At 70.4% G+C, this 12032-nt stretch carries 16 protein-coding genes; 6 read left to right on the top strand and 10 right to left on the bottom strand.

Features of this window, described 5'->3' with window-relative positions:
• Positions 1-74: 74 nt before the first annotated feature.
• Complete coding sequence (locus tag ABZ215_RS27535; RefSeq protein ID WP_354952748.1) at positions 75-1391, top strand: FAD-dependent oxidoreductase; 1317 nt, start codon at positions 75-77, stop codon at positions 1389-1391.
• Here the strand turns inward: ABZ215_RS27535 and ABZ215_RS27530 are convergent.
• Complete coding sequence (locus ABZ215_RS27530; protein WP_020416260.1) at positions 1388-1543, bottom strand: hypothetical protein; 156 nt, start codon at positions 1541-1543, stop codon at positions 1388-1390. The genes ABZ215_RS27535 and ABZ215_RS27530 overlap by 4 nt on opposite strands.
• Positions 1543-2379: a class E sortase gene (locus tag ABZ215_RS27525; RefSeq protein ID WP_354952716.1), complete on the bottom strand. Its 837-nt coding sequence runs from the start codon at positions 2377-2379 to the stop codon at positions 1543-1545. Before ABZ215_RS27525 ends, ABZ215_RS27530 begins: the two co-directional genes overlap by 1 nt.
• 92 nt (positions 2380-2471) lie before the next feature.
• On the opposite strand from ABZ215_RS27525, the gene crgA reads away from it, so the two are divergent.
• Both crgA and ABZ215_RS27515 read left to right on the top strand, forming a co-directional pair.
• Positions 2472-2738, top strand: coding sequence for a cell division protein CrgA (crgA, locus tag ABZ215_RS27520; protein ID WP_027935586.1), 267 nt, complete (start codon positions 2472-2474; stop codon positions 2736-2738).
• Between the two features lie 189 nt (positions 2739-2927).
• Positions 2928-3227 (top strand): PH domain-containing protein, encoded by a 300-nt coding sequence (locus ABZ215_RS27515; RefSeq protein WP_020416257.1) that lies wholly within the window; start codon positions 2928-2930, stop codon positions 3225-3227.
• Here the strand turns inward: ABZ215_RS27515 and ABZ215_RS27510 are convergent.
• Positions 3224-4165 (bottom strand): rhomboid family intramembrane serine protease, encoded by a 942-nt coding sequence (locus ABZ215_RS27510; RefSeq protein WP_354952714.1) that lies wholly within the window; start codon positions 4163-4165, stop codon positions 3224-3226. The two genes, ABZ215_RS27515 and ABZ215_RS27510, sit on opposite strands and share 4 nt — an antisense overlap.
• 22 nt (positions 4166-4187) lie before the next feature.
• Positions 4188-4739: a peptidylprolyl isomerase gene (locus ABZ215_RS27505; protein ID WP_354952712.1), complete on the bottom strand. Its 552-nt coding sequence runs from the start codon at positions 4737-4739 to the stop codon at positions 4188-4190.
• A 97-nt stretch (positions 4740-4836) separates the two neighbouring features.
• On the opposite strand from ABZ215_RS27505, the gene ABZ215_RS27500 reads away from it, so the two are divergent.
• Positions 4837-5439: a hypothetical protein gene (locus ABZ215_RS27500; protein WP_354952710.1), complete on the top strand. Its 603-nt coding sequence runs from the start codon at positions 4837-4839 to the stop codon at positions 5437-5439.
• A 150-nt stretch (positions 5440-5589) separates the two neighbouring features.
• Here the strand turns inward: ABZ215_RS27500 and ABZ215_RS27495 are convergent, their stop codons facing one another.
• Together ABZ215_RS27495 and ABZ215_RS27490 are read right to left on the bottom strand one after the other, a co-directional pair.
• Positions 5590-6042: a hypothetical protein gene (locus ABZ215_RS27495; protein ID WP_027935584.1), complete on the bottom strand. Its 453-nt coding sequence runs from the start codon at positions 6040-6042 to the stop codon at positions 5590-5592.
• Positions 6043-6203: 161 nt separating this feature from the next.
• Positions 6204-6719: a DUF2020 domain-containing protein gene (locus ABZ215_RS27490; RefSeq protein WP_020416253.1), complete on the bottom strand. Its 516-nt coding sequence runs from the start codon at positions 6717-6719 to the stop codon at positions 6204-6206.
• Positions 6720-6818: 99 nt separating this feature from the next.
• Here ABZ215_RS27490 and ABZ215_RS27485 point away from each other — a divergent pair, with 99 nt between their 5' ends.
• Both ABZ215_RS27485 and ABZ215_RS27480 read left to right on the top strand, forming a co-directional pair.
• Complete coding sequence (locus ABZ215_RS27485) at positions 6819-7850, top strand: M14 family metallopeptidase (protein WP_235716043.1); 1032 nt, start codon at positions 6819-6821, stop codon at positions 7848-7850.
• A 33-nt stretch (positions 7851-7883) separates the two neighbouring features.
• Positions 7884-8513, top strand: a complete 630-nt coding sequence (locus tag ABZ215_RS27480; protein ID WP_354952708.1) for a helix-turn-helix transcriptional regulator — start codon at positions 7884-7886, stop codon at positions 8511-8513.
• On the opposite strand, the gene ABZ215_RS27475 is transcribed toward ABZ215_RS27480, so the two are convergent.
• From ABZ215_RS27475 to ABZ215_RS27460, 4 genes are read right to left on the bottom strand one after another with little or no spacing between them, the layout of a single operon-like run.
• Positions 8503-9381 carry a fused MFS/spermidine synthase gene (locus tag ABZ215_RS27475; RefSeq protein WP_020416250.1) on the bottom strand — a complete coding sequence of 293 codons (879 nt, stop codon included), beginning with the start codon at positions 9379-9381 and terminating at the stop codon, positions 8503-8505. The genes ABZ215_RS27480 and ABZ215_RS27475 overlap by 11 nt on opposite strands.
• A 10-nt stretch (positions 9382-9391) precedes the next feature.
• Positions 9392-10228, bottom strand: a complete 837-nt coding sequence (locus ABZ215_RS27470; protein ID WP_354952706.1) for a hypothetical protein — start codon at positions 10226-10228, stop codon at positions 9392-9394.
• The gene (locus tag ABZ215_RS27465; RefSeq protein WP_354952704.1) at positions 10225-11538 is read right to left on the bottom strand and encodes a hypothetical protein; all 1314 of its coding nucleotides are present in this window, start codon (positions 11536-11538) and stop codon (positions 10225-10227) included. Before ABZ215_RS27465 ends, ABZ215_RS27470 begins: the two co-directional genes overlap by 4 nt.
• Positions 11535-11825, bottom strand: a complete 291-nt coding sequence (locus ABZ215_RS27460; protein WP_020416247.1) for a DUF6403 family protein — start codon at positions 11823-11825, stop codon at positions 11535-11537. The genes ABZ215_RS27465 and ABZ215_RS27460 overlap by 4 nt, the downstream gene beginning before the upstream one ends.
• Positions 11826-12032 lie beyond the last annotated feature (207 nt).

Here is a 12032-nt window from a genome sequence, read left to right as displayed (position 1 = left end):
TATCACAGTGAAAGTAAGGGTCACCTATCTTTACCGTGGCAAGGGTGAGCCGCAGTCCTCTTCGCGTCGCCATCGTGGGCGCCGGCCCCGCCGGCATCTACGCCGCCGACATCCTCGACAAGTCCGACGCCGACGTCAGCATCGACATCTTCGAACGCATGCCGGCGCCGTTCGGGCTGATCCGGTACGGCGTCGCGCCCGACCACCCGCGCATCAAGGGCATCGTCACCGCGCTGCACAAGGTGCTCGACCGGCCCGGCATCCGCCTGCTCGGCAACGTCGACTACGGCACCGACATCAAGCTGGACGACCTGCGCGAGTTCTACGACGCGGTCATCTTCGCCACCGGCGCGATGAGCGACCGCGCGCTGAACATCCCGGGCGTCGACCTGCCCGGCAGCTACGGCGCCGCGGACTTCGTGTCCTGGTACGACGGCCACCCGGACGTCCCGCGCACCTGGCCGCTGGACGCGACCAGTGTCGCCGTCCTCGGTGTCGGCAACGTCGCGCTGGACGTCGCCCGGGTGCTCGCGAAGACCGCGGACGAGCTGCTGACCACCGACATCCCGCCGAACGTGTACGAGGGCCTGAAGTCGAGCAAGGTCACCGACGTGCACGTGTTCGGCCGCCGCGGGCCCGCCCAGGCCAAGTTCACCCCGCTCGAGCTGCGCGAGCTGGACCACTCGCCGAACGTCGAGGTCATCGTCTACCCCGAGGACATCGAGTTCGACGACGGCTCGATCGCCGCGATCCGCGCCTCCAAGCAGGTCGACATGGTGGTCAAGACGCTCCAGGAGTGGGCGATCCGCGACCAGGGCGACCGGCCGAAGCGGCTGCACCTGCACTTCTTCCACTCGCCGGCGGAGATCCTCGGCGACGACCGGGTCACCGGCCTGCGCACCGAGCGCACCGAGCTGACCGGCGACGGCAACGTCCGCGGCACCGGCGAGTTCCACGACTGGGACGTCCAGGCCGTGTACCGCGCGGTCGGCTACCTGTCGTCCGAGCTGCCGGAGATCCCGTTCGACCACGACAGCGGCACGGTCCCGAACGAGGGCGGCCGGGTGCTGGACATCGACGGCGACCAGTTGCCGGGCGTGTACGTGACCGGCTGGATCAAGCGCGGCCCGGTCGGCCTCATCGGCCACACCAAGGGCGACGCGGCCGAGACGATCCGCAACCTGCTGGCCGACGCGGACCAGCTGACCGCGCCGAAGCAGGCCGACCCGGACGCGATCACGTCGTTCCTCGCCGACCGCGGCGTCCCGTTCACCACCTGGGAAGGCTGGGGCAAGCTGGACGCGCACGAACGCGCCCTGGGCGAGCCGCAGGGCCGTGAGCGCGTGAAGGTCGTGGAGCGCGAGGAGATGATCCGCGTCTCGCGCGGCTAGTTCACCGACACCTGGTTGAACGGGAGCATCGGCTCCAGCCAGGGGAACACGACGAACAGCAGCAACGCGATAACGCCGAGCACCAGCACGAGCGCGATCAGAGCCCGGACCGCGACCGGTCCGGGCAGCTTGCGCCAGATCCAGCCGTACATCACACGCCTCCGATCGCCTGCAGCAGCTGTTCGTAGGTGGCACCCGGGGTCTTCGGGTACTGGTTGGTCAGCACCGCGTGCACGATCAGCCGCTGCTTGTCGGAGAACCGCGGGTGGCAGGTGGTCAGCGTGAGCAGGGCGACCTGCTGGGCCGTCGGCAGCACGTCGGTGGTCTGGTGCGGCACCGGCGCGACCACCTCGCCCTGGTCCGGCCGCACGATCTCCCGGCCGAAGGTGCGGCCGTACGGGCCGCCGTCCGGCGCGTCCGTGCGCAGCGTGCCGACGTTCGCGCACTGCGGCCGCGCGGCCTTGTCCGCGTTCCAGTTCGCGAGCTCGTCGGAGTGCGGCAGGACGCGGTAGACGAAGAAGTCGCTCTGAGTCTCGATCACGATCGCGTCGCACGAAGCGAGCAGGTCGAGGTCGTTGAACGGGGCGCCCTTGCCCACGCGGTGCCCGGCGACGGCGAAGTTCCCCGGCTCGCCCGGCAGCGCGGTGCCCTTGTAGTGCCCCGGCCCGACTTCGAGCGCCTTCGCGTCGGTGCCCTCCTGGATCGTGAAGTGGTAGTCCGCGCCGAAGCTCGGGATGTACATCTTCGCGAACGCCTCGCCGTCGATCAGGTCGGCGTGCAGCGTGCGGCCCTGCGCCCAGTCCTGGTCCAGCGCCACCGTCGCGCTGGCCTGCTTGCGCGCGGAGAACAGGTCCGTGACGTAGAGCTCGTAGACCACGAACAGGAGCACGACGAGTCCGGCGGTGATCAGCAGTTCGCCGATCGTCCGCACGGTCCTGGCGAAACCGCCACCGGACTTCTGCGGTGGCGGGGCGTCGAGGACTGCCACGCGCGCTCCTCTCTCGGGGACGCTTACGTTAACGTGTGAGGTAGGAGGTGGATGCGCACCACCTGGCCAAACCCGAACACCGCGAGGTTCCGATGCCCAAGTCCAAGGTCCGCAAGAAGACGGCTTACACGCCGCCGGCCGATCGGCGCACGCCGGTCAAGGTGCGTGCCGCTGGGCCGTCCAGCCTGATCTACAAGATCGTGATGTTCGGGCTGATGCTGCTCGGCCTGGTCTGGCTCGTCGTGAACTACATCGCGGGCGACAAGATCCCGTTCATGGCGGACCTCGGCAACGGCAACTTCGCGGTCGGCTTCGCGTTGATGATCGTCGGTCTGCTCATGACGATGCGCTGGCGCTGAGCGGAAGATCACAGCGATTGCCCCGAACAGCCGCTTGACCACTAATTACAGCACTGTGACTTTTCCCCAGTGTGGATAACCACTGTGGATAACTCGTCTCCGCACTGGGCTCCGCGACCCGTTCTGGTCGGAGCCGGTTGTGCCGCGGCCGTTTTCGCGGCGGCCGCGGCGGTACTGGCGAGCGACCGCATGGGCACCGTGTTCTTCGCCGTCGCGGCGATCGCGCTGACCGCGTTGTCCCTGCACGGTTTGCTCGTCCGCCCCCGTCTCACCGCGGATCCGCGTGGGCTGCGGATCCGCACCACGACGGGAAAACACGACCTGCACTGGCCCGAGGTGACCGCGCGCGTGCGCACCACGCGCCGCCTCGGCCGCGACTCGGCGACGCTGGAAATCGAAGCGGGCGAGCAGCTGTTCGTCTTCGGCTGGCTCGAACTCGGCGCCGACCCGCGTGACGTGCTCGACACGCTGACCGCGTTGCGGCCCTAGCCGGGGATCCCGCAGTACAGCTCGTCACCACGGTAGCCGCACACCACGCTCGCCAGCTGCGCGTCACGCACGAACACCAGCACCAGCAACGCGATCAGCAGCACCGCCACCGCGCCGCCCTGCCAGTACTGGCGCCCCTTCGCCGGGGCGTACACCATCGCCGCCGTGACGAGCGCGCCGACGACCAGGCCACCGAGGTGGCCGAGCAACGAGATGTTCGGCAGCGACACGGTGATGATCAGGTTCAGCACGATCGTGCCGATCGCGTACGCCGGGTTCAGCCGCAGCCGGATGACGGCGACGAGCATCGCGCCCAGCAACCCGTAGATGGCACCGGACGCCCCCGCCGTGCCCCGGTCGACCCCGTCGAACAGGTACACCGCCACCGCGCCGCCCAGCAGCGACACCAGGTACAGCGCCGTGAAGCGCACGCGCCCCAGCAGCGTCTCCATGTCGCGGCCGAGGATCCACAGGGCGAGCATGTTGACCGCGAGGTGGATGGGGCCGTAGTGCAGGAAGCCGGACATGACCAGCCGCCACCACTCGTCTTCGCCCGCGATCGCCAGCGGCCACAACACCCCGTCGCCGAACAGCGCCGCGGTGTCGTTGCGGGTCAGGCTGCCCGCCTGCGACACCGTGACCACGTACGCCAGCACGTTGAGCACGATGAGGATCGGCGTGACCACCGGCCGGTGCGAAACCTGGGCGCCGGCGACCGTGCGCGGCGTGTAGCGCTGGACGTTCTGCTCGCGCCGCCCGGTCTGCACGCAGTCGATGCACTGGTAGCCGACCGAGGCCTCACGCAGGCAGTCCGGGCACGCCGGACGGCCACACCGGACACAGCTGAGCCCGGTGGGGCGCGACGGGTGCCACCAGCAACCGGGCAGGGCCGACTGCTGGGGCGGCTGCGAGGCAGGCGGGTGGGGAGGCATGTTCACGATGCCTCCAACCTACCCTGGCTCAGCCTGCGCGTTCGATGTCGATCTTCTCGATGACGACGTCCTGCAGCGGCTTGTCCGCCGGGCCGGTCGCGGTGTTCGCGATCGAGTCCACGATGTCGCGCGACTGCTGGTCGGCGACCTCGCCGAAGATCGTGTGCTTGAAGTTCAGGTGCGGCGTCTTGGCCACGGTGATGAAGAACTGCGAGCCGTTGGTGCCCGGTCCCGCGTTCGCCATCGCCAGCAGGTACGGCCGGTCGAACTGGAGTTCGGGGTGGAACTCGTCGCCGAACTGGTAGCCGGGGCCGCCGCGGCCGGTGCCGGTCGGGTCGCCGCCCTGGATCATGAAGCCCGAGATGACGCGGTGGAAGATCGCGCCGTCGTAGAACGGGCCGGAGTTCTCGCCCTTGGCGTTCGGGCGCTGGTACTCCTTCGTGCCCTCCGCGAGGCCGACGAAGTTGGCCACCGTCTTGGGGGCGTGATCAGGGAAAAGGTTGATCCGGATGTCCCCGGCGTTGGTGTGCAGGACGGCGGTCGCCTTCGCACCAACGAGGGATTCACTGCTCTGGGTCACCGCTTCATCGTGCCATCCGCAGCGAGATCGGCCGGAAACGGGCAGGATGGTTACGGGGATGGAACGTGAGACGAAACGATTGTCGAGGTGAAAGGCCATGACCCGAGCTGCGGACTCGGTGGGTGAGTCGGTCAAGGCCGGCTTGCTCGGCCTGAGCAAGCGGGCCGTCGAGGTCGGCAAGGCAGGCGCCGAGGTGACCGCTCAGGCCGCCCATGCGGCCGAGAAACGGCTTTCCGAGAGCACCGAGGAGGCGCGCAAGGAAGCCGCCAAGCGGGGCCGTCAGGCCCGGAAGGACCTGAGCAGGGCCAGCAAGCAGGCGCGCAAGGAGGCCGCGGCGCGGCTCGCCGAGCTGCGCAAGCCCGGCCGCAAGGCCCGCAAGGCCGCGGTGCAGGCCGCGAAGGCCGCCGGCGAGTCGAAGCGCAAGGCCAAGAAGGACTTCAAGCAGGCGAAGAAGGACTTCCGGGCCGCGCTGGAGGAGGCGAAGCTGGCCGCCAAGGGCACGAAGAAGAGCCGCAAGTGGCCGCTCTTCCTGGTGCTGGGCGTCCTGGCCGCGGCGGGCGCCGCGGTCGCGCTGCGTGACAAGCAGGAGCCGCCGGTGGCCACCGAGCCGCCGCGCGCCGCGCCGAAGCCGGCCACCCCGGAGTCGACGGCGAACGGCCAGCACGCGCCGAGCCCGTCACCTGCGGAAAAGCAGAACTGACACGTTCCACCGGAGGTGCCGCTCGGCTCTGAGCCGAGCGGCGCTTCCGCCTGCGCGGGCGACGTCCGCGGGATGCCCGCACATGCGAAAACGGCCGCTTTCCCTACTGGTACCGAAGGGAAAACGGCCGCTTCGCGCGCGTGGCCTGCCTCAGGCGGCGGCCGCGTGCTTGTCGATCAGCTTGCCCAGGCGGGGCAGCGCCTCCTCGACGTTCTTCTTGCCGTTCGGGCGCAGCTTCTCGTAGACCTTCTTGATGCTGTCGCGGCTGCTCTTGGCGGCGCGCGCGTCGGTCACGCCCAGCAGCGCGTCGGCGGCCTGGTCACCACGGCTGGACAGGTAGGCGCCGAAGTCGCCGCCACCCTGGCCCTTGAAGTCGGCGTAGAACGGCTCGAGCGCGGCGGTGAAGTCGTCGAGCAGGCTGTCGACGGCGGAGCCGATGATGCCCGGCTTGATCTTCTTGACCGCGGCGAAGCCGGTCTTGATGACGGCGCCGGACACGCCGCCCTTGTCCGAGACCTCTTCGTCGACCAGCGTCTCCAGGTCGGTCACAACGGCCGGACGCCTGCTGGAGTCGAGCAGGATTTCCTTGAGGGTGTCAGCCACGAATGTCTGTCCTTCTTCACATCGAGGTACACGGGGGGCTTCTCGCAGCCCGTGGCACGGCGCCGGCCGCAGGTCTCGACCGAACGCGTGCTGGTCCTCCCCCGGCTGCGAGGTGCGATCAGGGTAATACAAGATCAACTTGACACTGCACCCTGGCGGCCTTAAAGCCGCGAGATCGCCTGCCGGGCAACGGTTCTCGCCTTCACCGTCTGTTGCTGATCGGTGGTCACCACGACCGCCGTACCGCCCTTGGCCACGGCATATACCGCGCCGTCCGGTTTCGCTGCGTAACCGCCCTGCCACCCTGGCGGATCGGTCGCGGGGTTGCTGGTGGCCACCGGGGCCGCCTGGTCGACGATCGCCTTCGCCACCGCCGGATCGCCGGTGTAGACGCGCACGGTCAGTTGGAGCTTCCCGGAGCGCGCGTAGAAGAAGCACGTCGGGTGCGGCTGGTCGGCGGAGACCTCCACCTTCGACACCCGCTGCCCGTTGGCGTCCGCGACGAACGAGTTCTCCAGGTACGGGCAGGGCGCGGCACGGGCCGGCGTGGGCTCCGGCGGCAGCTGCACGGCGGTCGTCGCCGGCGCACTCGGGGACGGCGGCGTCTCCGGAGCCTGCTGGGCGGCACAACCGGCCAACGCGGCGGCCGCGATCAGGGCGGGCAGAACTCGTCGCATAACCCGATCAGTGAACCACCCGGCGCCCGCCGGGTTGTGGCGGGCGCACCGCTACAGCAGGGTAGAAGGCACTACTCTACGTGTTCGTTCGGAGGCGAAATGTATTCACGTCGGGCCGCCGGTGGCGTGCTCGCCCTGGTGACCGGAGCCGCCCTGCTGGCTGGGACCGCGCCCGCGCAGGCCGTCGCGGCCGAATTCCCGGCCGGCGACGAGGGCTACCACACCTACGCCGAGGTCACGACGGAACTGCAGAAGGCGACCGCGAACCACCCGGACATCGCGGTGCTCTCCAGCGTGGGCAAGTCCTACGAGGGCCGCGAGCTGAACCTGGTGAAGATCAGCGACAACGCCGCCGCCGACGAGGGCGAGCCCGAGGTGCTGTTCACCTGCAACCAGCACGCCCGCGAGCACCTGACCACCGAGATGTGCCTGCACATCGTGCAGCGCTTCACCGACGGCTACGCGACCGACCCGCACATCCGCTCGCTGGTCGACGGCCACGTGATCTGGGTGATCCCGAACGTCAACCCGGACGGCTCGGAGTACGACATCTCGGACACCGACTACAAGTACTGGCGCAAGAACCGCAGGCCCGTGGACGGCGGCAAGATCGGCACCGACCTCAACCGCAACTGGGGCTACAAGTGGGGCTGCTGCGACGGCTCCAGCACGCGGCCCGCCTCGGACACCTACCGCGGCCCGTCGGCCTTCTCCGAGCCGGAGACGCAGGCCGTGTCGAGGTTCGTCGACTCCCGCGCGTCGGGCGGGAAGCAGCGGATCAAGGCGCACATCGACTTCCACACCTACTCCGAGCTGGTGCTCTGGCCGTTCGGGCACACCGAGGAGGACACCGGCGAGGGCATGACGGCCGAGGACAACGCCCGCTTCCGCGACGTCGGACAGCGCATGGCGGCGACCAACGGGTACACCGCCCAGCAGTCCAGCGATCTCTACGTCACCGACGGTGACATCAACGACTGGATGTGGGGCACCCACAAGATCCTGACGTTCACCTTCGAGATGTACCCGACGAGCCCGTTCCCCGGCTTCTACCCGCCGGACGAGGACATCGTGCGGGAGACGACCCGCAACGACGCGGCCGTGGACATCCTGATCTCCGAGGCGCGCTAGACAATCGATCCAGGTTTTGTACATCATGCCCAGGTGACCGATGCCGACGCGGTGCTCTCCGCGCTCCGACCCGTGCTCGACGGCCTGGCCGCCACCTTCGGCGGCAACTGCGAGGTCGTCCTGCACGACTACCGGCGGCCGGAGGGCTCCGTCGTCGCCGTCGCGGGCGAAGTCACCGGCCGGGCGCCCGGCGGCTCGATGAGCGAGCTGGGGCTGAGCCTGCTCAAGCAGGGCCGCGACGCGCGCGACCAGATCAACTACCTGACGCGCACCCCGGCCGGGCGCGTGATCAAGGCCTCCACGATGCTGCTGCGCGACCGCGACGGCGAGGTGTTCGGGGCGCTGTGCGTGAACCTGGACGTGACCGACCTGCGGCACGCGGCCGTGCTGCTCGGCGAGCTGGCGGCGGTGACCGCGCTGCCCGACGCGACCACGACGTTCACGAACGACGTCGGGCAGCTGATCCGCGCGGTCGTGGCCGAGGAGGAGCTGAAGCTCGGCCGTCCGGTGAGCCGCATGACGCGCGCCGAGCGGCTGGACCTGTTCCGGGCCCTCGACGAGCGCGGGCTGTTCGCGCTGCAGAAGGCCGTGCCGGAGGTGGCCGCCGCGATGGGGATCTCCCGCGCGTCGGCCTACAACCACCTGGCCGAGATCAGGTCCTAGGCGGCAGGCCGAAGACGTTCCACGGCGGACGCGGGGTGTCCAGCGCCTCGTCGTCGTGGATCGGTTTCGCGTTGCCGCGGAACCGGTCCAGCTCCTCGCCGCTGGTGACGCGGGCCGGGAAGGCCGCGGACGCGGCGCGGCGGGTGATCTCGTCGACGGGCAGGTCCGCGCGCGAGGCGACCAGCACGACGTTGCCGAACCGCCGCCCGCGCAGCACCCCGGAGTCGGCGAGCATCACGACGTGCGGGAACACGGCGCCGATGGTGGCGACGACGCGGCGGGCGAACTTCAGGCCCGGCCCGTCGGCGACGTTGATCAGGTACGTGCCCGCCGGCCGCAGCACCCGCGCGACGTCGGTGGTGAACTCCAGGGTCGCCACGTCGCCCGGCATCTTCGCGCGCTGGAAGACGTCCGCGACGACCAGGTCGGCCGAGTCGTCGCGGCGCGTTGCGACGCCCTCGCGGCCGTCGGAGATGCGCACCCGCAGGTTCGGGACCGCGCGCAGGTCGAGCTGTTCGCGGACGAGGTCGATGAGCGGCTCGTCGGCGTCGAAGACGAGCTGCCGCGAGCCGGGCCGCGTGGCCGCGATGTAGCGCGGCACGGTGCAGCCCGCGCCGCCGAGGTGCAGCGCCTCCAGCGGGCCGCCGGCGAGGCAGTCGATCACGTCGCCGATGCGCCGCACGTACTCGAACTCCAGGTGCGTCGGATCGTCCAGGTCCACATAGGACTGCGCGACCTCGTCGACGGTCAGGAGCCAGGCGTTGGGGCGGTCGGCGTCGGCGAGCAACTCGGCGAGTCCGAAGCGGACCGGGTAGCGGCCTGGAACCGGTCGGGCGGCGCCGCGCCGCTTCGTGCCTCTGCCTGCCATTGCCGCAACTCTACGTGACGCGGCGGCAGCGTTCGCTCAGCGCGTCGACCCGCTTGGCCAGCGCGTTGTAGTCCGCCTCGGTGCGGGCGTCCGGGATGTCGTCCAGCAACCGCACGTAGTCGTTGATGATCGAGGCGGGGTGCCGTCCGTCGAGGTCGATGATCTGCTGGGCCAGCACCGCGGCTCCGGCGTTGAGCCTGCTGCGGGCGTCGCCTTCCGCCGTCCGCTGTTCCTGCACGCGGATCGCGAGCCGGGCGGCGCGCCGGGCCGCGAGGTTGAGACCGACCGCGCCGAGGACGACGGCCAGCACCGCGGCTCCGGCGATGAGGAACCGCGGCAGCGGCGCGCTGACCTCACGCGCGCCGTCCGGGACGGTGCCGGCGCGGACGAGCAGGTCGTAGTTCACCGCGGCGACCTTGATCGCCTCCAGTGGCCGGTCGGCGAACTGGTCGATGCCGCGCTTGATGATCTGTTCGGCCACGAAGGCCTTGCCGAAGTTTTCGTCGTCGCGGTCGGGCAGGAGCGCGCAGCCGTAGGTGTCGTACTCGTCGCCGTCCTGGCTGAGCAGCAGGACGAGGTTGCCGTCGGCGGCGCGCTCGACGTCGTCACAGCCGTCGCGGAGGTCCGCGCCGGGTTCGTCGAGGATGACGACGAGCCGCCGGTTGCCGATGACCCGTTCGGCCGCGGCCTCGTCGAGGTCCACCCCGTCCGCGACGTACACCGAGGACGTGCGCACGTCGCGGGCCATGTCGCCGTCGAAGATCCCGCCGGTCCACAGTGCCCAGAGCGCGAAGGCGAAGCAGACGACGGTGGCGATGCCGAAGGTGCTGCGGAAGAACTTCGTCATGCCAGCCTGCCCCGGAGGTAGACAACGGGCCGGTACTCCCGGCGCTTCAGGGTCTTCGCCACGTGGTCGAGTTCGGCCTCGGCGTCGTCGAGGAGCGCGGCGACGTGCTGGTCCGGCAGCTTCTGGGCGACGGCTTCCCGCGCGGACTGGAGGGTGGCGATCGCCCTGGTCAGCGCGGGGTCGGTGGTGTCACCGGTGAGGCCGGAGACCTCGATGGCCAGCGCGGTGAGGCCGGCCATCCGCACACTCGCGCCCGACCGCCGTTGCGCGGCCGTGCGCACCGCCCGCGCCGTCAGGACCAGGAAGACCACCGCGCAGGCCGCGAAGATCCACGGCAGCGCGGGCAGCGCGACCCGGACGGGGTCGAACGGCTGGTACGGCAGGGGGCGGTCGAACAGGCCCGCGTAGCGGACGTCGGTGACGCGGTCGAGGTAGGCGCCGAGGATGTTGCGCTGCGGGTAGGCGTAGAGGCTGAGCCGGTCGCTGTACTGGCCGTAGAAGCTGGCCGCCGCGACCTCGGCGAAGTCGGCGGCCTGCGGCCCGTGGTACTCGACCCACTCGCCGACCATGACGACGATCGGCTTGCCCGGGAAGACGCTGGTCAGCGCGGTGCCGTAGTCCGGGATGGGCTGCCCGGCCTGCTGCCGCGGGAGGACGACGAACAGCGCGCCGTTCGGGAAGGCGTCGGCCGCGGAGGGGATGTCGGTCATGCCGTGCACGCCGGTGGCGCGTAGGTCCGCGACGACGGGTTCGAGCTCGGCGGCGGTCGGCTGGCGGTACCGGATGGTGTCGGTGTCGGGTGGTTCGGGCCGGTCCTGGATGTGGGCGATCAGGAAGAGCAGCAGGTCGGTGACGTCACCGGCGGCGAACTGGGCGCGCCAGCCGGTGAGCCGGTCGGCGACGACCTGGCCGGGGTCGCCGGTGACCTGGGTGCCCATGATCGTGATGTTCGCGTTCTCGACGTCGCGGACTCGGTCGCGCTCGGCCTTGTCCAGCCCGGGCGGGGCGACGAGGATGCGGACGTCGGTGCCGCCGATCGCCGCGCGGACCTGCTGTTCGTCCCACCGCGCGATCGAACCGGGCAGGCGGGTGACCGGGTTGGCGGCGACGAGCGCGGTCATCTCCTCCACGGAGGGGACGGTGGTGTCGCTGAGCTCGCCGGCCTCGCCCTCACGGATGGGTTCGGTGTGCGTCGGCGACTGCCCGTAGCTGACGTCGAAGGCCTGCCCCTGGGCAACGAGGAAGACGACGAGAACGCCGATCGCGGCGGCGAGGCAGCCCCAGCGCAGCCATTCGAGCCCGCGCTTCACGCGTCGCGCCACAGCTGATCGGCCCGGCGGGCGGCGTGCTCGGCGGTCTCGGCCGCGCCGGTGCCGCCACCGTCGGCGAGCAGGCGCTCCGCCTTGGCGAGGAGGTGTTCGGCCTCTTCGACGTCGGTCCGGGCGGCATCACGACTGATCTGCGCCCTGGCGACAGCCGCCCGCGCCGACGACCAAGCGGTGCCGGTGGAGCGGCGCCGGTCGCGCCACCGCGGAAGCAAGACGACACCACCGCCCGCGAGGACGAGCACCACGGCAGCGGCGAGCCAGACGGCCAAGGAGGACAAGGGAACCCCAGTGGATCAGGTGATCAACGAGCCCTGATTGTCCATGATCGGAAGGCCGGGCGCGACAGGTTCACCCAAGATGTCACATCAGACGCTTCGCCCTCCGGTGCCCCCTTACGCGACCAACGCAACCACACGCGGGGGGTTCGGGGGCGCGCCCCCGAGCGGGGCGTGGGGGCAGAGCGGAAGAGCGTCGGG

Origin of the sequence: Amycolatopsis sp. NPDC006131, assembly GCF_040614175.1 — a bacterium.
GTDB classification, from domain to species: Bacteria; Actinomycetota; Actinomycetes; order Mycobacteriales; family Pseudonocardiaceae; genus Amycolatopsis_E; species Amycolatopsis_E tucumanensis.
This window is presented reverse-complemented; position numbering and strand designations above follow the sequence as displayed.

Excerpts from the sequence above, each read along its gene's own strand:
- ABZ215_RS27530 (WP_020416260.1), bottom strand. The coding sequence starts at position 1,543 with ATGTACGGCTGGATCTGGCGCAAGCTGCCCGGACCGGTCGCGGTCCGG.
- crgA (WP_027935586.1), top strand. The coding sequence starts at position 2,472 with ATGCCCAAGTCCAAGGTCCGCAAGAAGACGGCTTACACGCCGCCGGCC.
- ABZ215_RS27515 (WP_020416257.1), top strand. The coding sequence starts at position 2,928 with ATGGGCACCGTGTTCTTCGCCGTCGCGGCGATCGCGCTGACCGCGTTG.
- ABZ215_RS27500 (WP_354952710.1), top strand. The coding sequence starts at position 4,837 with ATGACCCGAGCTGCGGACTCGGTGGGTGAGTCGGTCAAGGCCGGCTTG.
- ABZ215_RS27490 (WP_020416253.1), bottom strand. The coding sequence starts at position 6,719 with ATGCGACGAGTTCTGCCCGCCCTGATCGCGGCCGCCGCGTTGGCCGGT.
- ABZ215_RS27485 (WP_235716043.1), top strand. The coding sequence starts at position 6,819 with ATGTATTCACGTCGGGCCGCCGGTGGCGTGCTCGCCCTGGTGACCGGA.
- ABZ215_RS27475 (WP_020416250.1), bottom strand. The coding sequence starts at position 9,381 with ATGGCAGGCAGAGGCACGAAGCGGCGCGGCGCCGCCCGACCGGTTCCA.
- ABZ215_RS27470 (WP_354952706.1), bottom strand. The coding sequence starts at position 10,228 with ATGACGAAGTTCTTCCGCAGCACCTTCGGCATCGCCACCGTCGTCTGC.